General features: G+C 53.0%; 19 protein-coding genes. 7 read left to right on the top strand and 12 right to left on the bottom strand.

Going from position 1 to position 23653, the window contains the following annotated elements; all coding sequences use genetic code 11:
- Positions 1-171: 171 nt before the first annotated feature.
- Complete coding sequence (locus J1784_RS25485; RefSeq protein ID WP_217151495.1) at positions 172-948, top strand: YdcF family protein; 777 nt, start codon at positions 172-174, stop codon at positions 946-948.
- Here J1784_RS25485 and J1784_RS25480 read toward each other — a convergent pair.
- Positions 927-2465: an MFS transporter gene (locus tag J1784_RS25480; protein ID WP_217151494.1), complete on the bottom strand. Its 1539-nt coding sequence runs from the start codon at positions 2463-2465 to the stop codon at positions 927-929. The genes J1784_RS25485 and J1784_RS25480 overlap by 22 nt on opposite strands.
- Before the next feature lie 116 nt (positions 2466-2581).
- Here J1784_RS25480 and J1784_RS25475 point away from each other — a divergent pair, with 116 nt between their 5' ends.
- Positions 2582-3463, top strand: coding sequence for a LysR substrate-binding domain-containing protein (locus tag J1784_RS25475; RefSeq protein ID WP_217151493.1), 882 nt, complete (start codon positions 2582-2584; stop codon positions 3461-3463).
- A gap of 11 nt (positions 3464-3474) precedes the next feature.
- Here the strand turns inward: J1784_RS25475 and J1784_RS25470 are convergent, their stop codons facing one another.
- From J1784_RS25470 to J1784_RS25455, 4 genes are all read right to left on the bottom strand, one after another.
- Positions 3475-4605, bottom strand: a complete 1131-nt coding sequence (locus tag J1784_RS25470) for an aminotransferase class I/II-fold pyridoxal phosphate-dependent enzyme (protein ID WP_217151492.1) — start codon at positions 4603-4605, stop codon at positions 3475-3477.
- Positions 4606-4653: 48 nt separating this feature from the next.
- A complete protein-coding gene (locus J1784_RS25465; RefSeq protein WP_217151491.1) occupies positions 4654-5478 on the bottom strand; it encodes an amino acid ABC transporter permease in 825 nt (274 codons plus the stop codon).
- Positions 5478-6296 carry a transporter substrate-binding domain-containing protein gene (locus J1784_RS25460; RefSeq protein ID WP_217151490.1) on the bottom strand — a complete coding sequence of 273 codons (819 nt, stop codon included), beginning with the start codon at positions 6294-6296 and terminating at the stop codon, positions 5478-5480. Before J1784_RS25460 ends, J1784_RS25465 begins: the two co-directional genes overlap by 1 nt.
- A 161-nt stretch (positions 6297-6457) precedes the next feature.
- Positions 6458-7117 (bottom strand): DUF1345 domain-containing protein, encoded by a 660-nt coding sequence (locus tag J1784_RS25455; RefSeq protein WP_217151489.1) that lies wholly within the window; start codon positions 7115-7117, stop codon positions 6458-6460.
- 152 nt (positions 7118-7269) lie between these two features.
- Between J1784_RS25455 and J1784_RS25450 the strand changes: the two genes are divergently transcribed.
- Together J1784_RS25450 and J1784_RS25445 are read left to right on the top strand one after the other, a co-directional pair.
- The gene (locus J1784_RS25450) at positions 7270-8562 is read left to right on the top strand and encodes a hypothetical protein (RefSeq protein WP_217151488.1); all 1293 of its coding nucleotides are present in this window, start codon (positions 7270-7272) and stop codon (positions 8560-8562) included.
- Positions 8559-9194 carry a LysE family translocator gene (locus tag J1784_RS25445; RefSeq protein ID WP_217151487.1) on the top strand — a complete coding sequence of 212 codons (636 nt, stop codon included), beginning with the start codon at positions 8559-8561 and terminating at the stop codon, positions 9192-9194. Before J1784_RS25450 ends, J1784_RS25445 begins: the two co-directional genes overlap by 4 nt.
- On the opposite strand, the gene J1784_RS25440 is transcribed toward J1784_RS25445, so the two are convergent.
- On the bottom strand, positions 9184-9999 hold the full coding sequence (locus tag J1784_RS25440; RefSeq protein ID WP_217151486.1) for a helix-turn-helix transcriptional regulator: 816 nt from the start codon (positions 9997-9999) through the stop codon (positions 9184-9186). The genes J1784_RS25445 and J1784_RS25440 overlap by 11 nt on opposite strands.
- A gap of 116 nt (positions 10000-10115) precedes the next feature.
- Positions 10116-11084: a GGDEF domain-containing protein gene (locus J1784_RS25435; RefSeq protein ID WP_217151485.1), complete on the bottom strand. Its 969-nt coding sequence runs from the start codon at positions 11082-11084 to the stop codon at positions 10116-10118.
- A 573-nt stretch (positions 11085-11657) separates the two neighbouring features.
- Between J1784_RS25435 and J1784_RS25430 the strand changes: the two genes are divergently transcribed.
- Positions 11658-13019 (top strand): APC family permease, encoded by a 1362-nt coding sequence (locus J1784_RS25430; protein WP_217151484.1) that lies wholly within the window; start codon positions 11658-11660, stop codon positions 13017-13019.
- An 85-nt stretch (positions 13020-13104) separates the two neighbouring features.
- On the opposite strand, the gene J1784_RS25425 is transcribed toward J1784_RS25430, so the two are convergent.
- Entirely contained in the window at positions 13105-13428 is a 324-nt protein-coding gene (locus J1784_RS25425; RefSeq protein WP_217151483.1) for an AzlD domain-containing protein, read from the bottom strand.
- Positions 13425-14093 (bottom strand): AzlC family ABC transporter permease, encoded by a 669-nt coding sequence (locus J1784_RS25420; protein ID WP_217151482.1) that lies wholly within the window; start codon positions 14091-14093, stop codon positions 13425-13427. Before J1784_RS25420 ends, J1784_RS25425 begins: the two co-directional genes overlap by 4 nt.
- Positions 14094-14190: 97 nt before the next feature.
- On the opposite strand from J1784_RS25420, the gene J1784_RS25415 reads away from it, so the two are divergent.
- Positions 14191-14739 (top strand): helix-turn-helix domain-containing protein, encoded by a 549-nt coding sequence (locus J1784_RS25415; RefSeq protein WP_217151481.1) that lies wholly within the window; start codon positions 14191-14193, stop codon positions 14737-14739.
- On the opposite strand, the gene J1784_RS25410 is transcribed toward J1784_RS25415, so the two are convergent.
- The 3 genes from J1784_RS25410 to J1784_RS25400 are packed head-to-tail and all read right to left on the bottom strand — an operon-like array spanning position 14736 to position 19848.
- Positions 14736-15701 carry an acyltransferase gene (locus J1784_RS25410; RefSeq protein WP_217151480.1) on the bottom strand — a complete coding sequence of 322 codons (966 nt, stop codon included), beginning with the start codon at positions 15699-15701 and terminating at the stop codon, positions 14736-14738. The genes J1784_RS25415 and J1784_RS25410 overlap by 4 nt on opposite strands.
- Positions 15698-18763 carry an efflux RND transporter permease subunit gene (locus tag J1784_RS25405; RefSeq protein ID WP_217151479.1) on the bottom strand — a complete coding sequence of 1022 codons (3066 nt, stop codon included), beginning with the start codon at positions 18761-18763 and terminating at the stop codon, positions 15698-15700. Before J1784_RS25405 ends, J1784_RS25410 begins: the two co-directional genes overlap by 4 nt.
- Complete coding sequence (locus J1784_RS25400; RefSeq protein WP_420803998.1) at positions 18763-19848, bottom strand: efflux RND transporter periplasmic adaptor subunit; 1086 nt, start codon at positions 19846-19848, stop codon at positions 18763-18765. The genes J1784_RS25405 and J1784_RS25400 overlap by 1 nt, the downstream gene beginning before the upstream one ends.
- Before the next feature lie 293 nt (positions 19849-20141).
- Between J1784_RS25400 and J1784_RS25395 the strand changes: the two genes are divergently transcribed.
- On the top strand, positions 20142-22856 hold the full coding sequence (locus J1784_RS25395) for a cation-transporting P-type ATPase (RefSeq protein WP_217151477.1): 2715 nt from the start codon (positions 20142-20144) through the stop codon (positions 22854-22856).
- Positions 22857-23653 lie beyond the last annotated feature (797 nt).

The raw sequence follows: 23653 nt of genomic DNA, 5'->3' as shown, positions 1-23653 counted from the left end.
CCAATAAGGATAAAAATTCTATTAACGGAAAATTATCGGAGTTTTACTCTGTAAATTTGCGTTTAATTTTATTTATGATTGCCTTATAGCAGCGGAACGATGAGATTAATTAACCATTTTTTGTGTGGCCTTAAACCTTTCTGATATCAGCATTTTTTACCGGAGACCGGAATGTTTACTGAGTCCGTGATTAACGATATGAACCGGCTGGCGCATTTTCTGGCCTTCGATCAGACCTCAGGAAAAGGGCCGGAGGGTGAACCTTCCCTGATGATCCTGCTGGGTAACGCGATTTTGCCGACCGCCGAAGCGGCGTTTCAGGCGCTGGCGCAGGGGCGGATTTCCCGTTTGCTGATTGCCGGAGGGATCGGCCATTCCACCGAGTTGCTGTATCAGGCGGTACAGACGCATCCGCGTTACCGTCATATCCATACATCGGGTCGCAGTGAAGCTGAAGTGCTGAACGATATCGGCGTTCAGTGCTGCGCGGCACCGCAAAAGCAGATTTTGCTGGAAACCGCGTCAACTAACTGCGGTGACAATGCCTTACAGGCGCGCCGGGTGCTGGATCTGGTCGATGAGAACTATAACCACATCACGCTGGTGCAGGATCCGCTGATGCAGCTGCGCACTGACGCCAGTTTCCGTCACGTCTGGCGCGATCGCCCTGAAGTGACGTTCCTCAACTGGCCGGTGCTGGTACCTCAGCTGGAACGTGAGGGCGAAGGGCTGCGCTTTGCCGGAGAAGGGCATCACAGCCTGTGGGCTTTGCCGCGGTTTGTGTCGTTGTTGCTCGGCGAGATCCCACGTCTGCGTAATGCGCCGGGCGGTTATGGCCCGCGAGGAGCGGGCTTTATTGCCGAAGTGGAGATCCCCGCAGAAATTGAAGAGATCTACGCGCGGTTGCGTCCGGTACTGGAAGCCGGTTACGGCGACAGATCCTTCTGACACACGGCGGGCGCCGCTTCAGGTTCATCCTGATGATTGCCCCGCAGTGCCAGCAGCACCACGAGTGCGGAAACCAGTGTAATTGCCATCAGACACAGCAACAGCGGGTGCAGTGACGCGGCATAGAGTTGCTGAAGCTGCGACGTGCTGGCCTGCCCAATAAGCTGCTGCGCCACGGCGAGATTACCGGTTGCCAGCCGCTGAGCGGCCTGACTGATGTCACCCGCTGTAAAATTCGCCGCCAGTGCGCTGTGTGTTAATGCCGACAGAATGGCACCGACGATCGCCAGCGAAATGCCTTCTCCGGCCACGCGCGTGGTGCTGAAAATCCCGGTCGCCATGCCCGCTCGCTCTTTGGGAACCACGCTCACCGACAATCCATCCATCAGCCCCCAGGGCAGGCCTGTCCCGATGCCAATCATCACCATCGGTGCGATCATGGCAGCCATATCCTGCGCCAGCACCGCCTGACTCAGCCAGCCCAAACCGGCGGCGGCAATCACTAAACCCGAGGTACATAACACGCCTGCTGAAATCCAGCGCGTCAGCCATGCCGCCAGCAAAGGAACCACCAGCATCGGTACTGAAAGCGCCATCATCATCAGTCCGGCACGTTCTTCGCTAAGATTTTCTACGCCGATAAACAGCATCGGTAAAATCACCAGCAGCACCACAAAACAGAATCCGGTCGCCAGCGGCAGCGCCTGCACGCCGATAAAACGGATATAGCGGAACAGCGATAAATCGAGCATCGGGTTTTTTACCCGCCGTTCTGCCAGGACAAAAATCGCCAGCAGAACAGCTGCAGCAGCCAGTAGCGAAAGTACCTGCGGACTTTGCAGACCGGATTGCGGAATTTCCATCAGTGCCCAGGTCAGCAGCGCCAGCATGGCGGTAAAGGTGAGAGTGCCCGGCCAGTCAATGCCCGTCGCCTGCGGATTGCGGGTTTCGCGCATCCGGGCAGCACCCGTGACCAGCGAAAGTACGGCAATCACCGTGGCGGAGAAAAACACCGAGCGCCAGCCGAAATTCGCGATCAGCACACCTGCGAGGAACGGGCCGAAAGCCAGCCCGACACCAAAACTGCTGCCCATCAGGCTGAACGCCTTAGTGCGCGCTGCGCCGTCGAATTCCTGTGCCAGAGCCGCTGCGCCACCGGCCAGTGCGCCAGCGGCGGCGATGCCCTGTGCGGCGCGCAGCAGATCAATCCACAGTAAACTGCTGCTGAAAGCCTGCAAGAGAGACAGCAGGGCAAACAGCGAGACGCCGCTGATAAACACTTTTTTACGCCCCAGTTCATCTGCCAGCGCACCGGCGGCCATCAGAAAGCAGCCAAACGTCAGCATGAAAGAATTGGTTATCCAGCTCAGCGCCTGCGCGCTGCCGCCGAGCTCACGTGCAATGGCAGGCGTTGCTACTGCACCGCTGACAAAGTTGAGCGGCAAAATGACCGCTGCCAGGCACACGGTAAATAAAACCCGCAGGCTGCCCGCTGACTGTGTTGTTGTTGAGTTCATGGCTTCTTCCGACAGTTGACGATAATCATGATGATAAAATGTCAGTAATGTTGCGGAAACAGGCCGTAAGTCCGATGATTAAGGACTAAAACGCTCGAATAAACGGGAATCGATAAATGGAAAACCTCAACGGCTTACTGGCGTTCGTCCGTGCGGCGCAGAGTCAGAGTTTTGCCGCAGCCGCGGAACGGATGGGCATTTCTGCCTCGGCGGTCGGTAAAAGCGTGGCGCGGCTGGAAGAAAAACTGAGTGTAAGGCTGTTCAACCGCAGCACCCGGCGTATCAGCCTGACCGACGAAGGCCAGCTGTTTTTCGAACGCTGCCAGAACATTGTGATGCAACTGGAAGACGCCGAGCAGGAACTGGTGCGGATTTCCGCCGTGCCGCGTGGAAAATTGCGCATCACCGCGCCGGCTATCGGTTACCGCATGTTGTTGCCGCACCTGCCGGAATTCCGCCAGCGTTATCCGGACGTGGAGCTGGATCTGGATTTCAGCGACCGGATGGTGAATGTCATTGATGAAGGTTTTGATATCGCTATTCGCAGCGGCGAGCTGAGCAGTTCGCAGATGATGTCGCGCCGCCTCGGGCCGTTCCGCTTTGCGATTGTGGGAGCTCCGCACTATTTTGCTGAGCATCCGGAACCGCTTACGCCGGACAGCCTTTATGAGCACGCCTGTCTGCGCTACCGTTTTCCGGGCAACGGACAGTGGCAGGAATGGGAGATGACAGGCACGACGCCGCCGGAGCTGCCGCTGGCGCTGAGCAGCAACAATCTGGAATCAATTTTACAGGCGACGTTGCAGGGATTAGGGCTGGCGTATGTGCCGGAGTTTATCGTGCGTGATTATCTGGCGTCCGGCGAGCTGATTTCGGTGTTGTCAACGTATCTGAAAGAAGGCGGCAAATTCTCGGTAGTGTGGCCGAGCAGCCGCCATATGCTGCCAAAAGTGCGGGTGTTTATTGATTTTCTGACCGAAAAACAGGTGCTGGGGTAATCCATTTAAACTTATCGTTTATCCAGCCATTTGCCCATTTCACCCAGCCCTTCATCGAGATTTTCGCGACCAAAACCAATGCGCAGAAAATCTTCAGACACGGTGTTCAGTTCTGACGCGTAGGCGACGGAAGGAATAACCATCACACCGGCTTCTTCCACCAGCTGCGTGGCAAACGCTTCTGCGCCTTCTGCGCCGGTATAACGCGGAAATGCCAGCACACCGGCTTTTGGCACTGAGAGCCGGAACAGGTGCGGGTATTTCGCCAGAAATGCGGTGAGCGACGCCAGCTGCCGGCGCGAACGTTCCATCACCCGCTCGAGAATTGGCGCACTGGCGTTCAGCGCCACCGCAGTGAGAAACTCTCCCGGCATTGAGTTGCAGATAGACAGATATTGCTTCATGCGCTCAAGTTCCAGCATCCACGCTTTATCCTGACATGCCACCCAGCCGATGCGCAGCCCCGGTAACCCGTAAGCTTTTGACGTCACGTTCAGGGAGATCCCGCGCTCATAAATATCAGCCAGCTGCGGCAGACGATCGGCCGGATCGAATTCGGTCAGACGGTAAACTTCATCGGAGAAGATCCAGATCCCGCGCTCGCGGCACAGGTCGATCAGTTCATTGAGTTGCTGACGGCTGATCAGTGCCCCTGTCGGATTATGCGGGAAGTTAATCACCAGCACTTTGGTATTGGCACGCAGCGCAGCGCGGACTTTACCGGTATCCAGCGCCCAGTCGTTATCTTCCTCAAGTGCCACGCCGGTGACGTCGCACAGCGATAACGGCACGCTTTCCAGCGACTGATAATTGGGGGTGATCACCACCGCGTGATCGCCGGATTTGAGCAGCATCTGGAAGCTGGCGTAAATCGCTTCGTCGGCACCGGCAAAACTGATGACGTCCTGCGCAGTCACATTTTTGTAGGTCGAGGCGATGGCGTCGAGCAACTCGGGCGTTCCGCGCAGCGGCGGATAATCCAGAATGGTCTGCATGAACGGCGCACGATGCTGTTTTCCCGCAAGCTCAAACAAGGTATCGATGCTCATCGATTCCGGATAAGACGACGACAGCGGAAAACGGACGGCGTGCTCGAGGCGCGAAAGATAGCTGATTAAACGAAAATCTTCAGGAAAAGACATGGCGTACCCGTTGATGAAAAATCACAAAAGTGATTGAAAACTATAGCATTATCGGCGCTGCCCTTGTGCAAAACGACGCTCAAGTCGGCTTTGCAACAGCTCCAGTACAATCGACATAATCCAGTATATCGCCGCTGCGGTCGCCAGCATTTCCATATAACGATAAGTGCTGCGCCCGTACGATTGCGCCAGAAAATTCAGTTCCCACAGCCCCATCAGCGAGACCAGTGAGGAATCTTTCAGCATCGATATAAACATCGACCCCGCTGGCGGAATAATAATGCGCAGCGCCTGTGGTGCCGTCACGTGAACGGCCACCGTCCAGCGCGACACGCCCAGCGCCAGCGCAGCTTCCTGCTGACCACGGGGTACCGAAAGCACGCCACTGCGGATAGTTTCCGCCAGATACGCGCCGTAATTCATCGAAAGCGCAATGATGCCGGAGCTGAGCGCGCCGAGCACAATACCCACCTGCGGCAGCGCCAGATAGATAATCAGCACCTGTACCAGCAACGGCGTCCCGCGAAACAGCGAGGCGTAAAACGTTGCACAGCCAAAGGCCACCGCGTTCTCCGACATCCGCCCGAGCGCGGTAATAAGCCCAATTAGCAGACAGAAAAACATCGAGCAGGCGGTGATCATAATGGTCAGCGCCGCGCCCTGAATAAAGCCGTCCGGTGAAAGACGCAGGCCCAGCAGGAAGGGGAGTTTCTGGCCTATCAGACTCCAGTCCAGCCCCATCTTGCTGAATGCGCCGAGCAGCAGGCTGAGTAAAATCAGCCACGTCAGCCCGGTTTTAAATTTAAACGCGTGTGCGTGGTGCCAGCGCTCCGGGGTTTCCACCTTCGGCTGGCTGTCCAGGATTTGCGGCATCACGGTACCTCGTGAGTAATATCTTCACCCAGCCAGTGCTGGGAGATTTTCGCCAGCGTGCCGTCGTCACGCAGCGATTTAATGGTGTCAGCCACTTTCTTATCCCACTCTGCGTCGCCTTTGTCGGTCGCGACCCAGTTCGGTTCTGCGTAAAGCTCAGTGACAATTTTAAACACCGGCGCACGTTTGATACGGGCGTTAGCCGTGGCTAAATCAGATACGACACCGTCGAGGCGAACGCCGGGCCCGAGCGCCAGATTCTGGAATGCCACTTCTTCGTCACTTGGAATAACCTGAACATTGTCGAACGGGAAGACAATTGGCTTACTGCCGGGGATCACCAGCGTTTTTTGCAGGTAAGTTTCATAGGATGAACCGATACCGACACCAATCTTCTTGTTGCTCAGATCGGCTGCTGATTTAATGCGGTCATCTTTCTTATTCACCACCAGCACCGCCGGTGAGCTGTAATACGCGGTCGGGAAATCCAGCACTTTGGCGCGCTCGGTATTTGGCGTCATCGAACAGATACAGGTATCCCAGCGCCCCTGCCATTTACCGCCGACAATCGTTTCCCAGCCTGGCGCGATGATTTCAAGTTTTACGCCCATGCGCTGCGCCACGGCTTTTGCCACATCCACGTCAAAACCGGCCAGCTGGTTATTGTCATCAATAAAACCAAATGGCGGATAGTCGTTGACAATGGCATTGCGCAGCACGCCAGTTTTGGTCACGCGGTCGAGTGTCGCACCGGCAAAAGAGGCAGCAGAAAACAGTGTGGCGGCAAGGAGTGTCACAGCAACAAACGGAGTGCGCATAAATGGAGTTCCTTAAACGTAACCAGATTGGGAAAATATTGTAAAAACCTACACTAAGTTTTAGACGTATAGAAGTCTAAATTCAGCGTTTTCCCACTTATTTTCCAGTTACAGTGAACTCTGCGGAAAATCCCACGAATAACAGTGCATTGCTTCAATCTTTAGCTTAGCAAGCCCGCCCCGACGTTAATCGAAAAGCCTAAAATCGCCAGATTAAAGACAAAGGAAATGACCGACTGCAACAGGGCAATCTGGCGCATATCGGTGGTACCGGTGGCGACGTCGGCAGTTTGTGAGGCGACGGCGATGGTGAAGGAGAAATAAAGAAAATCCCAATAACCGGGTTCAGCGGGTTTTTCCGGGAAGATCATCGGCGTCACGTCTTTCGACCGCCGCAGATAATGGTGGTGGGCGTAATGCATGGCGAAGGACGTTGGCAAAAGTGCCCACGAGGCAATCAGCGTGGTCGCGGTCAGCAGAATGTGCAGAGTTTTTGCGGCTCCCGTCAGTTCTTTGAGTGAGCCGAGTTCCAACAGGATCGCCAGAATACTGACCAGACAGGTCAGCGTGACCAGCGTCAGCACCAGTGTGGCACTCTCATCCTGAGTTTTGGCGATATGCGGAATATCTTTTGCTTCGGTACGCAACATGCGAAACCACAGAAAAAACAAGTACATCCACGCCAGCACATTCCAGCCGGTCATCAGACGCTGCAAAATTCCCAGATGGGCGGGAAGCGCAAAAAAGCAAATCAGACCGGCAATTATCGAGATCAGTAAACGGCCACGCACGTGCAAATAATGGCGCAAAGATAAACTCATGATGTCAGGCACCTGGCAAAAAGACGGATACGTTAACTGTAGTCGCTGGGGGCAATATCACGCGTTCAGACTTATGCGCAATTTCTTCCAATACCCGTTAGCAGCAGAGTGATTTAGTAGGTTTACACCATTGCGCTTAAGGGTCTGAAACTATGTTTACTACGTCATTTTGGCCAGCTGCTGCGGCATACCAGGTTTCAATGATGGATCTGGATGCCCCGGACCATTTAAATCCTAAAGCTCTGCAAACCATCCACTATTGCCTGCGACTGACGGAAGCCATTAATCAGCTGGAAGCCGCCTGTGAAAGTCGTTTGCTGGATGCGCTGCGTGAAGAGATGTCGATTCAGTGTTTTCGTCTGGCACCGATGTTTGACTGTCCGGATACCCGCCGCGGCCTGTTTTTACGTGCGGAAATCCTGGCGGATGACAGCTGCGGGAAAACGGTTTTGCCGCAGATAGCCGGTCTGAATGAACAGCAACTGGTGCTGGGGATCGGGAGTACATCGACGTGGGTCGGTAAATCGAAACAAAGTTTTTATTCCTCATGGTTTGGCGAACCCGCGCCGGTATTGCAGGAAATTTCAGATGTGATGGACAGCCTGTTTCCGGAAAGCCTGCTGTATCTGCAAAAGGAAATCGCTGCGGATTTACTGGCGATGCCGGGCTGTGCATACAAAATTATCAATTTGTTTGGCATTGCGGGTGAGGCCAATACCTATCCGAAACACTTCGCATATTTCTTCCCGGAAGACGAGGGGCTTAAGTATTCGCCGGTGAAACGCACCGTAGTTTTTGCCAACACCTACCTGCAATTGTTCGAACTGTTTTCGCGTACCGAAGCGGTAAAAATGGGCTGGGCGGAAGACATGCTGCCGGACAGCCACGTATGCCAGCGTTATCTGATTGCCTGGTTCCGCGGGCATGATCTGGGGCATTCGCTGGTGCGTAATGAAAACGTCTTCCCGAAACTCAGCAAGATTGACCGCTGGGGTTCAATGATGGTGCAGGAAGCACTGGCGGATCAGTTCGGTCTGCTGATGTGCCTGACCCCGCAGGTGGCTGAAGGTTTACAGCTCGACCGCACGGTGCTGGCGCGTATTTATTTCCTCGAAATGCTGCGCTATCTGCGCCGTGGTCCGTCAACTTACCCCGATGCCGGTGCGGCCTGGATCCAGTTTAATTACCTGCGTGAGCATGGTTGTATCGAGCTGAAAGCGGCGACCATTGATTTCCATCCGGAGCTGTTCTTCACCCAGATGGCGGGCCTGACCCGACTGATGAGCGAAGAGCTGCTCGGCGGTGATACTGAGCGCGCGCTGGCCTTTATGCAGCAACATTGTCCGCATACCAATCCTGAAGATGTTGAGGTTCTGATGGCCCGTTTAGGCACGACCAATGACATGATCGAATACAACCAGTTAATCAAGAGAGTCCCGCTATGATGCCGTTTTCAAATGGATTTTTGCTCAGCCTGTCACTGTGCCTGGACATCGGGATTGCCAATATCGCCATGATGACGCTGGCGATGCAACGCGGCTATTTTCATGGGTTCTGGCTGGGTATCGGCACCTGCATCGGCGATTTAATTTACGCCGTGCTGGCGCTGGCCGGGATGACGATTTTGCTGCAATACCAGAGCGTGCGCTGGGTATTGTGGGTCGGCGGCTCGCTGATGCTGATGTGGTTTACCTACAAAATGATCCGCGCCGCGCTGGCTCCGGCGGAAGACCTGAATTCGGGGGACAGCGTTCAGCAACGATCGGTGCTGCGTAATTTCGGACGTGGCATCGTTCTGGCGATGTCCTCTCCGACGGCAATTCTGTGGTTTGCCGCCGTCGGCGGGGCGTTGATTTCCCGTATGGGACGTGGCGGTACGGCAGATGCGTCGTGGTTTCTGAGTGGTTTTTTCATCGCCGGCGTATTCTGGACGGTGGTGATCTGCTCGGTCGGCAGTCTGGGCGGAAAAATGCTCGGTACCAAAATGCTCAGATATTCTTACATGGCCTCAGCGGTGATTTTCTCTTACTTTGCGCTGTATGTAGTGATCACCGGTTATCGCGAATTTATCGTGTAACCGCATGACTCAGTTGCTGCGAGGCGTTGAGCGACAGCGAATAAAGATGGGGAGTGATCCCCATCATCTTGCGGAACGTATTAATGAAGTGGCTTTGATCGTAAAAACCCAGGCGGATCGCCACGTCGAGCGCATTGTCGTTTTTACGCAGCTGATTGCGGGCTTCCAGTAACCGTAACTGCATATGATATTGCAGCGGCGGCATGCCGATGTGCTGGCGGAACAGGCGGACAAAATGGAACTTACTCAGCCCGCTGACCTGAGCCAGCGTATCGAGATGGATTTTTCGTGTCAGATGGTCGCGCATAAAATCGATCGCGAGCTGGACAGGGCGCAGCGACTGTTCCTGTTCTCTGGCCGGTTCTTCCAGCAACGCGCCGAGCAACCACAGTAAATTTTGTTCCTGATCGTCGTCATTGAGCGTGCGTTTGTAATGACACAGCGCGGAAAACAGCGCCGGATTATTCAGCACGCCTTCTTTGAGCACCGGCGCGCAGTGGTCGGAACGCAGATTGTGATCGACCGAAACCTGACGCAGTAAAGATTGCGGAATATGCACGCTGAGGAATTCGACCTGATCGTCGCCAAACAGCGATGACTGAATCGTCGCCGGATTATAAATCGTGATTTCGCCGCCGCGCACAAGTTCGGTTTTGCCGTGCAGCCAGATTTCTTCCGTACCGGTCAGATTGGCACTGATGACATATTCGTCGTGAGTATGACGCGGAAATGAGGAATTACTCGCGGTCAAATGCGAGCACTCAATGTCGTTTGCCATCGTCCATTCAGAAATAGAAAGAGACACATTCCACCCCATAAATCATTGCTGCGCGAAAGAAAGCTCACATTACTTTTTTCTTATGCAAAATTTATAGCACAAACTTTAAACAATAAAAGCGAATGACTTTCATCATGGCGGGATCACGCCTGAAGACGAACGTCCTGAGTTCCCAGCATCACGCCATTTTTGCCATGATGTTTTATTGCATACATGGCGCGGTCGGCGAGCAGCAGCGCTTCGCTGAAATCATTGCCGCCGGTCACTTCGTCAATCCCGACAGACGCGCCGATTTGGGCGTTACCGTTATCGAGTTCAAACGGGATCATCGCGGCATTCAGACAGGCCTGTGCGACGCGTTTTACCAGCGGATGCATCAGCGGATACGGCATCAGCAAAACAAATTCATCACCGCCCAGTCGTCCGGGTATCACGCCCGGCGGGCAGGCTTCCTGAAAACGTCGGCTCAGGCGCATCAGTACTTCATCTCCGCTGCGGTGCCCGAGCGTGTCATTCACGTGCTTAAAATTATCCAGATCGATAAACGCGACGCATAAAGGTCCGGCATTTTTAAGCTGTGTGAACTGATGTTGCAGCGCATGGCGGTTAGCCAGACCTGTCAGCGGATCGTGATTCGCCAGCGTTGCCAGTTGCTGCTCGTAATTTTTTTCTTTGGTCATGTCGATGTGCGTACCGGTCACTTTCAGCGGGCGTCCGGCGTTGTCCCATTCAGTGACACGACCGCGATCGAGCACCCAGGTAATGGTGCCATTTTTCGCCTGCATCCGGTGCAAGGCCTCATAAAAGGGCGTTTTACCTTCCAGATGGTTGTAGAAAGCCGACAACACATCGTCTTTATCATCAGGATGTAAATGCTCACGCCAGACTTCAAAGCGCGCACTCAGCTCTTTCGGCTGATAGCCAAGCATCGATCCCCACCGGCGGTTAAATATCACCAGTTTTCCGCTCGGCACGTCGAGCTGCCACAGGCACAATCCGGTTCCATCCAGAGCGGCACTCAGCTTGTTTCGCGCATCATGTGCAATACGTTTCAGGCGGGCGTTATGCTTTTTCAGGTTCTGGAGTTGTTGTTTTAGTGAGGAATCAGACATTTCTTATTTTATGAGCAAATAATCTCCATTCTTCCCACTCAACCGGCGTTTGTAAACAGTCTGATCGAAAAAGGCTTCCGCGGGCGAATTTTTCGGATTTTGCCCATAAGTGTGATCGGCGGGAATTCTGCTGCATTTGAATCTATCGGGGAGAAGTCTGAATGTTACATAACAGGCCTTAAGGTTATATTTACGCGTCTGGTTTCGATTATTAATAACGGCAATTCATGTTTGTTTTACATGATGAAAACAATTTCTAACACTACCACGAACCCGCTTTGACAATACGTGCCAGTTTTTACTGGTTATTTTATTTAATCCCTGTGTTTATTCTTCCCCGCCTTGTCATTCCATTACTTAATAAGGCAAAATATGCGCCCCCGCAAATCGGGGAATAACCGCCATTTCTTCATTGGCGAAGGTACTCTTCGCACAAGAAAACATTCAAAACAGAGGCCGGGCTTAGTACCGGATAGATATTTACTTTCAGATACCGACAGTCTTGTCGCAAGGAAACATTAATGGTGCAGCACTCTCACTATGCCGCGTTTTCCAACATGGGAATAACACATCATGTCGGATAACGTCGTTACGGGTACCGCCTCCCGCGTGGAATTGCGTAAGAGTCTTACGCTGATTCCGGTTGTCATGATAGGCCTGGCCTATATGCAACCCATGACACTGTTCGATACGTTCGGTATTGTCTCCGGCCTGACTGACGGCCATGTGCCGACGGCATATGCGTTTGCGCTGATCGCCGTTCTGTTTACCGCGCTGAGCTACGGCAAGCTGGTGCGCCGCTATCCTTCTGCGGGCTCGGCTTATACTTACGCGCAAAAAGCGATTCATCCGGTAGTCGGCTTTATGGTCGGCTGGTCGTCGCTGCTCGATTACTTATTCGCGCCGATGATTAATATCCTGCTGGCCAAAATCTATTTTGAAGCGCTGGTGCCTTCGGTGCCCTCGTGGATATTTGTGGTGGTGCTGGTCGGATTTATGACGCTGTCGAATCTGCGCAGTATTAAAACCGTCGCCAACATTAATACGCTGGTGGTGGTCTTGCAGATTGTGCTGATTACGGTGATCACCGGCATGGTGATTTATGGTGTTGATCACGGCACCGGCTACGGTACGCTTGCCAGCACCAAACCTTTCTGGGGAGAGAATGCGCATACCGTGCCGATGATTACCGGCGCGACCATTCTGTGTTTCTCCTTTACCGGTTTTGACGGCATCAGCAATTTGTCGGAAGAAACAAAAAACGCAGAGCGCGTGATCCCGCGGGCGATATTCCTGACGGCTTTAATTGGCGGCGTGATATTCATTGCAGCGACGTATTTCCTGCAACTCTATTTCCCGGATATCTCCAGCTTTAAAGACCCCGATGCCTCACAGCCTGAAATCATGTTGCAGGTGGCGGGCAGGGCGTTCCAGTTTGGCGCGCTGATTTTCTCCAGTATCACGGTACTGGCATCCGGTATGGCGGCGCACGCTGGCGTTTCCCGTCTGATGTATGTGATGGGGCGCGACGGCGTATTCCCGAAACGCTTCTTCGGCTATATCCATCCGAAATGGCGTACACCGTCTTTCAACGTGCTGCTGGTTGGCGCTATTGCCCTGATGGCGATTAACTTCGACCTGGTCACCGCCACGGCGCTGATTAACTTCGGTGCGCTGGTGGCGTTTACGTTCGTGAACCTGTCGGTAATTTCGCAGTTCTGGATCCGCGAGAAGCGCAATAAAACCGTGCTGGATCACATCCAGTATCTGTTGCTGCCATTGTGCGGTGCGCTGACGGTCGGCGCGTTGTGGGTGAATCTGGAAGAAGGGTCGATGGTGCTGGGGCTTATCTGGGGCGCAATCGGCTTTATCTATCTGGCCTGCATGACCAAAAGTTTCCGCAATCCGGTACCGCAATACGAAGACGTGGCGTAAATGGCTCTGGCATTAAAAACGCGCCCGCTTTAAAAAACGCCCGCCTGAAAGAATGGCTCCTTCTCAGGAGCCATTTTTGTTTCTGCTAGTGAATACCCAGCCAGCGCATCAGCGCCGTAACGGCGGCCGCTGCGATAATAATCACAATCAGCGGCGCTTTACGCCACGCTAAGAACAGCGCTGCACCGACGCCAATAAGCCGCGCGTATCCGGCAAAATGCTGGCCTTCAAACAATGCTGATGTGGCTGCAACGGCCAGCAATAAGGTGGTGGCAGAATCGGAAAGCATCGTTTGTGTCGCCGGGGAGAAATTCAGGCGCGAACCCAGCCTGTAACCGGCTACGCGCATCAGGAATGTTCCGGCGGCCAGCACCGCAATACCGGCAATCATCAGGCTGTGTGAAGTCATTTACGGTTCCTCCATGCCAGCAAACCGAGCAGGGAAAACAGCACCGGCATTCCGGTCGGGACAAAAGGCACGGCGGCGACGGAGATCAGTGCGCCACAAGAGGCGGGAATGCGCGTCCGGCGGCTGCGCAGTGCCGGGAAAATCAGTGCCAGCAGAATGGCCGGAAACACTGCGTCGAGGCCAATGGCTTTGATATCCGGAATGAACTGACCGATGTATGCACCGACAATCACGCTGACCGGCCAGAACAGCGCGATGCCCGCGCCGCATAACCAGTAGGCAATTTTACGTTTTTCATGTGTGGGCTGAGAGATGCCAAACACCACGCTTTCGTCATTCATAATGTGGCAACCGAGCCAGCTCATGGCCTTGCTGCCGACCAGATCCTTCACCGCAATCCCGAACGGTAAATGACGCGCATTGACCAGTAAACCGGCGGCTGCCGCAGCAAAAGGGCTGCCTCCGCCACCGACGATGGCGATGAATAAAAACTCTGACGCACCGGCCAGAACCAGCACGGAAAGCATCAGCGGCACCCATAGCGGAAAGCCGCCCGCGACAGCCAGTGAACCATATGAAATGCCCACCAGACCGTCGGCCAGGCACACCAGGAAAATAGCTTTCACCACATCACTTCCCAGCGGTGAAAAGAAACGCGCAGACATAATTTAATCCCATAACGAACGAGTTCCCATTATAATGAACGTATCTGAATCGTTCTTCAAGTCGAACGATCGTTCGTTATATAAAACAGGCAGGAACATGTCGCAACCTATCAGCGTTATCTCTAAAGGTCTGGTTCGTGAACGTCAGCGGGCAGGGTTATCACTGGCAGAAGTGGCCCGCCGTGCGGGGATCGCTAAATCAACGCTGTCTCAGCTGGAAGCCGGAAATGGCAATCCGAGTCTGGAAACCCTGTGGGCGCTGTGCGTGGCGCTCAATATTCCTTTCGCGCGCCTGATGGAGCCGGAAGTAAACAAAATGCAGGTGATCCGCCGTGGCGAAGGGCCGACGGTCGTCGCTGAACTGGCGGATTATAAAGCTGTTTTACTGGCAACCTGTCCGCCAGCTTCCCGCCGTGATATTTATCTGCTGACCACACAACCGGGTGCGGATCGTGTATCCAGCCCGCATCCGCAGGGGTCGGTTGAGCACATTATTATCACGCAGGGGCGCGCGCTCGTCGGGCTGGTGGATTCGCCGGTCGAACTGAACGCCGGCGATTACATTTCCTATCCTGCGGATGTGGAACACATCTTCCGCGCGCTGGAACCGGACACCATGGCAGTGCTGGTGTCGGAGCAAAGCTAAAACGTAATCAGCTTTTTAGTGATGCTGTTTTTCAGCAGCAGCGTGGAAGAGAGCACCGAAAGCAGGAACGTCAGCAGGATGACGAACAGCTTGGCGGTCAGGGAATTGATCGGGATCCACTGGATTAATAAATTAAAAAAGGTGTAGTGGAGAATATAAACGCCGGTCATGGTTTTCCCCAGCGAACTGACCATTTCGCTGACCGGCAACCGTGTGGCATCCTGTTTGACGCCATTGGCTGCGATAATAATCAGTACCACCAGAATATAGACCTGCGATCCGGTCAGAATAAAGCTGTTGCGCTCAATGTTGAATATCGAGAAGAAAAAATGCTTTTCATAAAACCAGGTGAAAATATACACAAACGGAATGGCGATGGCGGCAATTTTAGCCACCCGCGGACGGCCATAGAGCGCAGAAACTACCGGATCATATAACAGCTGACCGGTCAGATAATAAAGTACCCAGGTCCAGATGCGAAACTGCGCAGGCGTGGAAAAGGTTTTATGTTCAGTGAAATAGATAGCCAGCAGGTCATAAGCAAACGAAAAAATCAGCAGGCCGGCAACCAGCGCTGCGAGAATGACCCGTCTTTTGGCCAGCCATTCCACTAACGGATGAAAGGTGTAAATAATGACCAGTGAAAAGATAAACCACGGCTGGATAAGATAACCTTTCTGGTAAGGCCCCCATAAATAATAAATCGAAAACCAGAAGATGAAAATGGTTAATATACTGCGAATTTTCTTCATCTGCCATTCTGTTGTGTGCTGGGAACCGGCATCCATATAACCGGTAACCACAAAAAACAGCGGCGTGGCAATGGCGGAAATAAAGGTCAGAAAAGCCAGAATACTGTCGTAGTTATAATTGTAATTGTCGTAAGTATTATAAACGGTAAAAAAAGTCACGGCGGTCAGGCAGCCGAGCGTTTTAATAATATTCAGTCCCGTGGTGTTCATTGTGTGCGTCGTTGTCCTTCACGATGGAAACAGTTGTAAATCACCGGCAGCGCGAGCAGCGTCAGCACGGTGGCAAATCCCAGGCCGAACATAATAACCACCGCCATGCTCTGGAAAAAGACATCCAGCAACAACGGCGCCAGCCCCAGCACGGTGGTGAATGCCGTCAGCAGGATAGGGCGCAGACGCGACGTGGCGGCGTAGATAATCGCCTCGGTCTGGTTTTTTTCTTTTTTCTGCTGACCGATTTCTTCGACCAGCACGATACCGTTTCGGATAAGCATCCCGCTCAGGCTGAGCAGGCCAATCAGCGCCATAAATCCAAACGGAATGCCGGTCAGCAGGAAGCCAAACGTCACGCCGATCAGCGCCAGTGGCACGGTAAGCCAGATGGCGATGGCGTTTTTCACCGAACTGAACATCAGTACCGTGATGATAAACATCATCAGGAAACCCATCGGCAACGTGGTGAATAAACCCTGTTGCGCTTCGGCGGAGTTTTCCGCGTCGCCGCCCCATTCTATGCTGTAGCCGTGCGGTACAGTCAGCGCCTCAACCTGCGGCCGGATGCGCGCTAACATGTCCCCGGAAGTTTCGCCGCTGGCCGGATCCGGATCGGTCTGCACGCTAAGCACCCGCGAGCGGTCGCGGCGCATGATCAGCGGATCTTCCCATTCGACTTTGAAATCACTGACCACATTACTCAGCGGAATAAATTGCTGGCGCGTCTGGCTCCAGACCATGATATTGGCCATATGATCGACATCCAGCCGTTCCGCGACAGGAGGGCGCAGAACCACCGGCATCAGCGTTGAACCGTCACGGAAAATACCGACGGTGCTGCCGCTGAAATTCATCTGCAAGGCGCTGTCGACGTCACCCCGGTCAACGCCCAGTTCGCGGCCAAGATAGGGTGAGAACACCGGGCGAACCATTTTGCTGCGATCCTGCCAGTCGTTGCGCACGCCATCGGACGCGCCATCATCAAGAATAATTTTATCGACCTGACTGGCGATCTGGCGAAGCGTATCGGGATCCGATCCTTTGATGCGCACTTCAATCGCGCTGCCGCCGGACGGACCAAACATGATGCGTTTCAGGCTGGCATTCACTTCAGGATAATGATCGCGAATATTCTGTTCGGTGCGGCGGGTCAGCGCGGCGATTTTCCGCTGATCGTCCATACGCACCATAATCTGCGCGTAGTTAGAATACTGTCGCTCGCCGTTGTAAGTCAGAATAAAGCGCATCCCGCCCTGACCGACGGTGGTCACGGTGTTTTCCACGCCTTCCTGATGATTGATCTCTTTTTCGATCTCTCCCGCAATTCGCGCGGTGTGATTGATGTCTGTGCCGTAAGGCATCCACAAATCGACGAAGAAAATTGGCGTATTAGACGACGGGAAAAAGTTCTGCCGGACATAACCGAATCCCCAGACTGACGCCACCAGCAACGTGGCCAGCACCCCCAGCGTGACGGTCTGGCGGACCAGCAGCGCCGACAGCACGCGCCGGTAAACGCGAAATATCCAGCCGCCGTAAGGATCCGCCTGTTCGTCCGGCTTTTTCTCTGCCACTTTCATGTTGGCAAAAGCCCATTTCACCAGCACCGGCGTCAGCGTCAGTGCGGTCACCCAGCTGAGCATCAGCGAAATCAGCAATACCTGGAACAGCGACTTACAGTATTCACCGGTCGAATCCTGCGAAAGGCCAATCGGCGCAAACGCCAGAATGGCAATCACCGTCGCACCCAGTAACGGCATGGCGGAGCGTTTAATGATATGCGAGATGGCGTTCATCAGCGGGTTTCCCTGCTGGCGGGAAATCAGCACGCCTTCCACAACCACAATTGCATTATCCACCAGCATACTGAGCGCAATAATCAGCGCGCCGAGCGAGATACGCTGCAGCTCGATGCCGAACAAATACATGATAAGCAGCGTACCGAGCACGTTCAGTGCCAGCGACACGGCAATAATAATCCCGCTGCGCAGCCCCATGAAAATCAGTAGAACGCCCACCACAATCGCCAGCGCCATCAGGAAGTTAATGATAAATCCGTCGACAGATTTCTTCACTTCAGCGGCCTGATCGTAAAACACTTTCAGCTGGATCCCGGCTGGTTTATCGGCGGACAGTTGCTGCATCCGGGCTTCAATCGCATGGCCGATGTTCATGACATTCACACCGGGAATATATGAGACACCGATAGTCAGCGCATCGCGGCCATTGGCGTGGTAGATATTGCCGGGGTGATCGCTCACCCCCTGCGACACCGTAGCGATATCACGCAGATAAATACTGTGCGTGGATCCGGCGGGGCTTATCAGCACATTATTCAGTTCATCAATATTCTGAAAGCCGCCGGTCGGATGCAGGCGGATAGACTCGCTGCCGACGGTCATGCTGCCCGCGTCGGACACCAGATTCTGCCGGTTCAGTACATCAGCCAGGCGCGGTAAGGTCACGCCATATGCCGCCATTTTGGCGCGGGAAATCTCGATATACACCTGTTCAGGCAGGACACCGCCGATAGCCACTTTGCCGACGCCGGGCACCAGTACCAGCTCCCTGCGTAACTGTTCAGCGTATTTACGCAGTTCCGGATTAGTAAAGTTGTCGCCATAAATCGAGAAAAAATAGCCGTAAACATCCCCGAAATCATCGTTTACAAACGGCGGGCTGACACCGGGGGGAAATTGCAGCGTGGCGTCGTTGACGCGACGACGCAGTTCATCCCAGATTTGCGGCAGTTCGGAGGAGTGATAGCGGGAATCGATATTGACGGTGATTTGCGATAAACCGACGGCAGAAATCGAGGAAATATTATCGACGTAAGGCAGGCGTTGCAGGGCATTTTCCAGCGGCAGCGTGACTTCCTCCTCAACCTGCTGGGAAGATGCGCCCGGATACTGCACTGACACCACGGCAGTTTTAATGGTAAACGCCGGATCTTCCAGTCGTCCGATATTGAACAACGCAATCAGGCCACCCACGCCGAGCAGCAGGATCACCAGCCAGACACGTGTCGGATTATTGATAAAGCTGTCGTTAATTCTCATCACAGACCCCGTTCCCGGACCCAGATGCGAACCGGCTGCTGAGCGTGCAATTCGCTCACGCCCGCCGCGACCACTCTGTCACCTTTTTGCAGACCAGCTTTAATTTCAATACCCTGCGAGGTCAGTTCGCCGACGGTCACTTTGCGGTCTTCGACATGTAATGAGTTGTCTTCTCCAACAATCACCCAGACATGTGCGTCATTACGCTGACTGCTGTCCGGGTTAAATACCGCTTCGACCGGAATCACCAGCGTATCCACGGGCGTTGCCGTCGCAAGATTGGCCGGATTGATGGTCACTGTGCCGCTCAAACCGGCGACGGCGGGTAAGTTTTCAGGACGCGGCATGGTCAGCGTGACCTGCCAGGTGAGCGAGTTGGCCTCGCTGCTGGCGGTATGTTCTTTATAGGTGGCGGTAAATTCCCGCTCAGGAAGATTATTGATGCGCACCCGCGGCTGATAGCTGGCATTACGCATATCAAGGCTGGTAAACAGGTTTTCCGGGACGCTGAAAATGACATCTAATAAGTCGGAACGGCTGATGGTTGCGACCGGCTGACCGGCGGCGACCACCTGATGATTACGCACGGAAAGTCTGGCGATCACCCCGCTGAACGGTGCTGTCAGGTTCAAATCATTCAGTTCTTCCTGTGCGATTTTCAGCGCAGCTCTGGCCGAATCCCGGCTGGCTTTATGCACTTCGAGTTCCGCCTGCGACACCACGTTACGCCGTGCCAGCGTCTGATAACGTTCGAACTGACGGTGAGCCAGCGTGGCTGCGCTCTGGCGATCGTTCAGGCGCTGACGCGCATCGTTATTAGTCAGACGGGCGAGGATTTGCCCCTGTTTGACCGCTTCGCCTTCACGCACTTCCAGAGTCTGCAACTGGCCTGCGCGTTTAAACGCAATCTCGGTATTATCGCCCGCCAGAATGCGTGCAGGAAAAACGCGGGTACTCAGCGGACTGGCCGCTTCAGCGGTGGCGATTTTAACCTGACGTGGCGGAACGGGGGCGTCTGCAGTTTTCTGATCACAGGCGCTTAAAAGGAACAGGAGGATCAGAGCGGGAGAAAAGCGGATATTCAAAATACTTCCCCTCATGCAAATCACATGCGAAAAATTAATTTCCGGCAGAATAGTGAGGCCTTTAAATACGCAGGCTCCGCTATTTTCTGCTATGACGTATTTTTAGTGAGACTATTAAGCTACTTATTGTTTTTGTTTATTTAATTGTTTTTTTAAAGCAAGGAATTAACACTATTTAAGTCGGTATATTATAGTTTTTACAGCTTTACGCATCTTGCCAGAAAACATCACGACAATTCATTCATTACCCGCTTCATTCATGAACCATTTCAGGGGTCAAGGAGTCAGGCATTATGAATAATCCAGCGCCACTTTCTGTGAATAAAACCACCACAGAAAAACTGTGGTATCAGCAAACAGTAGAAGAAAGTTTGGCAGGGTTGCAGTCAGGGCCAGCCGGGCTTTCCGCCGAAGACGCACAAAATAAATTAAAACATTACGGACCGAATGTACTTCCGCAAAAAGAAGGTAAGTCTTTATTTATTAAGTTTATCTCTCACTTCAAAGACATCCTTATCTATATATTACTCGCCGCCGCCGTCGTTACCGCAATAATGGGGCATTGGGTAGACACGCTGGTGATATTAGGCGTGGCGGTGATCAACGCTTTAATAGGTTTTATTCAGGAAAATAATGCCGAGAAATCATTGAAAAGTATCCAGAATATGCTTTCCAGTGAAGCGCTGGTATTACGCAGCGGACAACAGGTCACCGTAGCCACCGATGAAATCGTGCCGGGTGATATTGTGCTGCTGCGCCCCGGAGACAAAATCCCTGCCGATTTACGTCTGATAGACGTGCATAACCTGAGGGTTGAAGAAGCTATTCTGACCGGTGAATCCACCGTAGTATCAAAAAAAACCGATTCGCTGGAAGGTGAGAAGTCGATCGGCGACCGCAAAAATCTGGCGTTTTCAGGTACCACCGTCAGTTCCGGTACCGCCAGCGGCGTGGTGTTTGCCACCGGGGGTCAGACCGAACTTGGCCATATCAATGAGATGTTGTCCTCGATTGAAGACAACAAAACGCCGCTGCTGGTGCAGATAGATAAACTGGGTAAATCCATTTTCGTCATCATTCTGTTCATGATGGTGGCGCTGCTGATTTTCGGTTATCTGCTGCGCGATATCCCGTTTGGCGAACTGCTGCTGTCGGTGATAAGCCTGGCGGTGGCTGCGGTGCCGGAAGGCTTACCGGCCATCATCTCGATTATTCTTTCGCTCGGCGTGCAGGCGATGGCGCGTTCAAAAGCCATTATCCGCAAGCTGCCGACGGTTGAAACGCTGGGCGCGATGTCAGTGATTTGTTCGGATAAAACCGGCACGCTGACCATGAACGAAATGACGGTTAAAGCGGTGATTCTGGCGGATAACGTCTGGACGGTGGAAGGCAACAGTTACGAGCCGATGGGCAGTTTTTCCATTGCCGGTTCGGCTTCGCCACTGCCTGCTGATTCCTCTCCGCTGCTGACTCAGTTTCTGCGCACCGTCGACATCTGTAACGACAGTACTCTGAAACAGGACGCTCAGGGACACTGGGGAATTACCGGCGGCCCGACCGAAGGCGCGCTGAAAGTGCTGGCAGCCAAGGCACATTTGCCGGAACTCGCGTTTAATCTCAGCAGTAAAATTCCGTTTGATTCGCTCTACAAATACATGGCGGTCGCGGGCGAGAAAAACGGTGAATCGCAGATCATGCTGACCGGCGCGCCGGATGTGCTGCTCAAACTTTGTCAGTTCCAGCAGACGCCGGAAGGGGCGGTGCCGCTGGATCATGCGTACTGGGAATCCGCGATCACGCAATATGCCAGCGAAGGGTTACGTATGGTGGCCGCCGCCTGGAAGCCTGTCGATCAACCGGTAGCCTCGTTAGATCACCCCGAACTCGGCCACGGCATGGTGCTGATCGGTATTGCGGGCATGATGGATCCGCCGCGTCCTGAAGCGATTGTGGCGATCGGTGAATGTCAGCAGGCGGGGATCCGCGTCAAGATGATCACCGGCGACCATCAGGAAACCGCGATGGCCATCGGTAAAATGCTCGGCATCGGTAATAGTGAGAATTCCATTACCGGCTATGAGCTGGAACATATGGATGACGCGCAACTGAGAACCGCGGCAGTACAGTTCGACATTTTCGCCCGAACCAGCCCGGAACATAAACTGCGTCTGGTGAAAGCGCTACAGGAGACCGGTGAAATTGTCGGAATGACAGGCGATGGCGTGAATGATGCGCCTGCGCTGAAACAGGCCAACGTCGGGATTGCGATGGGCATTAAAGGCACCGAGGTGACGAAAGAATCCGCCGATATGATCCTGGTCGATGATAACTTTGCCACTATCGCCAATGCAGTAAGGGAAGGGCGACGGGTTTACGACAACCTGAAAAAAACCATCCTGTTTATCATGCCGACCAACCTGGCGCAGGGGTTGCTGATTATTATTGCCATTCTGATGGGGAATCTGCTGCCGCTTACGCCGGTGCAAATTCTGTGGATGAACATGGCGACGTCTGCCACGCTGTCCTTCGGACTGGCGTTCGAGGAAGCTGAAAGTCGCGTGATGCGCCGTCCGCCGCGCAATGTCAGCGCACACGTCATGGATAAATACGCCATCTGGCGCGTGGCGTTTGTCGGGCTGCTGATTTCCATCAGCGCCTTTATGCTTGAAGCCTGGCTACAGCCGCGCGGTTATGAACCGGAATTCATCCGTACCGTACTGTTGCAGACGCTGGTCACCGCGCAGTGGGTGTATATGATTAACTGCCGCGATTCGGATAACTTCTCCCTTAACCGTGGCTTGCTGCAAAACAAAGGTATCTGGATTGTCACCGTGGTGCTGTTCGCGCTACAGGCGATCATTATCTATGTTCCGCTGATGAATACGCTGTTCGGTACGCGACCGCTGCCGTTCATCTACTGGATTATCGGTCTGCTGATCGGTATTGCGCTGTTCGTGATTGTCGAGATAGAAAAGGTACTGACCCGCAGCTGGCGTAAAGCAGGCTAACAGACCGCACTGTAATCAGACATCAGACGCTACAACCAAACCAGCCGCAAGGCTGGTTTTTTATTGGCCATATACGCGGTGTATTTTCTTAAGCTCTGGCTGAATACAAAACCTTCTGTTTTATATTCCCCGGCTATCTGAAAGCAAACCCGCCGTATAGAGGGGCGTTTCCACTTTTCCTACAGCGTGGCAACACAGAGCGGAAATTCGTTTAAGAATACTCCAGATACTGTCATCTGATAAAAATCAGATATTTTCCAATATTTGTCTGAAATTAAAGCAATTAGCCTGTTTATTCCGCTGTTAGGAAAATTCTCAGGTAAATTTAAATGAATTAAAAATGTTAATTTGGTGGCATAAATGTGTGAGAAAAACCAATAATTTAGATTTCATAAGCTATTTTTCAGAAAACCACCCAATAATGGAATATTAAGTTTAGTTTCTGTAAAAAATAAAAACTAAATTCACCCATAAAATAGGTGAATGTCCTGTTTAAACACAAACATAAAGGTTAAAGCAGCGTCGATAAATCCGCATAAATGCGAATTATTATTAATAAGAAAATTCTTAGATCCTTAGGATTATTCAGGAGCAAGCCGTCGTATAGCTCACACTTTCGCGGGTAATCAGGAATGTTTGTAGGAATGCGCCTAGAGATGAGGCATGAAATAAACGATAAGAATGTGTAAATCGATCGGTGAAACCTATTATTGATTGTGATTATGAGCGAGAAAAACGATTTGAAGAGTTTCCGCTGCGTATTATTCTACTTACGGATGCTGAAAAGATTTAAATAT

Origin of the sequence: Rahnella ecdela (assembly GCF_019049625.1) — a bacterium.
GTDB classification, from domain to species: domain Bacteria; phylum Pseudomonadota; class Gammaproteobacteria; order Enterobacterales; family Enterobacteriaceae; genus Rahnella; species Rahnella ecdela.
Note: the sequence above shows the minus strand (reverse complement) of the source record. Positions and strands in the feature narration are given on the sequence as shown.

Coding starts and splice junctions, on each gene's coding strand:
- J1784_RS25430 (WP_217151484.1), top strand. CDS start 11,658: ATGTCGGATAACGTCGTTACGGGTACCGCCTCCCGCGTGGAATTGCGT.
- J1784_RS25465 (WP_217151491.1), bottom strand. CDS start 5,478: ATGCCGCAAATCCTGGACAGCCAGCCGAAGGTGGAAACCCCGGAGCGC.
- J1784_RS25475 (WP_217151493.1), top strand. CDS start 2,582: ATGGAAAACCTCAACGGCTTACTGGCGTTCGTCCGTGCGGCGCAGAGT.
- J1784_RS25480 (WP_217151494.1), bottom strand. CDS start 2,465: ATGAACTCAACAACAACACAGTCAGCGGGCAGCCTGCGGGTTTTATTT.
- J1784_RS25455 (WP_217151489.1), bottom strand. CDS start 7,117: ATGAGTTTATCTTTGCGCCATTATTTGCACGTGCGTGGCCGTTTACTG.
- J1784_RS25415 (WP_217151481.1), top strand. CDS start 14,191: ATGTCGCAACCTATCAGCGTTATCTCTAAAGGTCTGGTTCGTGAACGT.
- J1784_RS25470 (WP_217151492.1), bottom strand. CDS start 4,605: ATGTCTTTTCCTGAAGATTTTCGTTTAATCAGCTATCTTTCGCGCCTC.
- J1784_RS25420 (WP_217151482.1), bottom strand. CDS start 14,093: ATGTCTGCGCGTTTCTTTTCACCGCTGGGAAGTGATGTGGTGAAAGCT.
- J1784_RS25460 (WP_217151490.1), bottom strand. CDS start 6,296: ATGCGCACTCCGTTTGTTGCTGTGACACTCCTTGCCGCCACACTGTTT.
- J1784_RS25450 (WP_217151488.1), top strand. CDS start 7,270: ATGTTTACTACGTCATTTTGGCCAGCTGCTGCGGCATACCAGGTTTCA.
- J1784_RS25405 (WP_217151479.1), bottom strand. CDS start 18,763: ATGAGAATTAACGACAGCTTTATCAATAATCCGACACGTGTCTGGCTG.
- J1784_RS25445 (WP_217151487.1), top strand. CDS start 8,559: ATGATGCCGTTTTCAAATGGATTTTTGCTCAGCCTGTCACTGTGCCTG.
- J1784_RS25425 (WP_217151483.1), bottom strand. CDS start 13,428: ATGACTTCACACAGCCTGATGATTGCCGGTATTGCGGTGCTGGCCGCC.
- J1784_RS25395 (WP_217151477.1), top strand. CDS start 20,142: ATGAATAATCCAGCGCCACTTTCTGTGAATAAAACCACCACAGAAAAA.
- J1784_RS25435 (WP_217151485.1), bottom strand. CDS start 11,084: ATGTCTGATTCCTCACTAAAACAACAACTCCAGAACCTGAAAAAGCAT.
- J1784_RS25410 (WP_217151480.1), bottom strand. CDS start 15,701: ATGAACACCACGGGACTGAATATTATTAAAACGCTCGGCTGCCTGACC.
- J1784_RS25485 (WP_217151495.1), top strand. CDS start 172: ATGTTTACTGAGTCCGTGATTAACGATATGAACCGGCTGGCGCATTTT.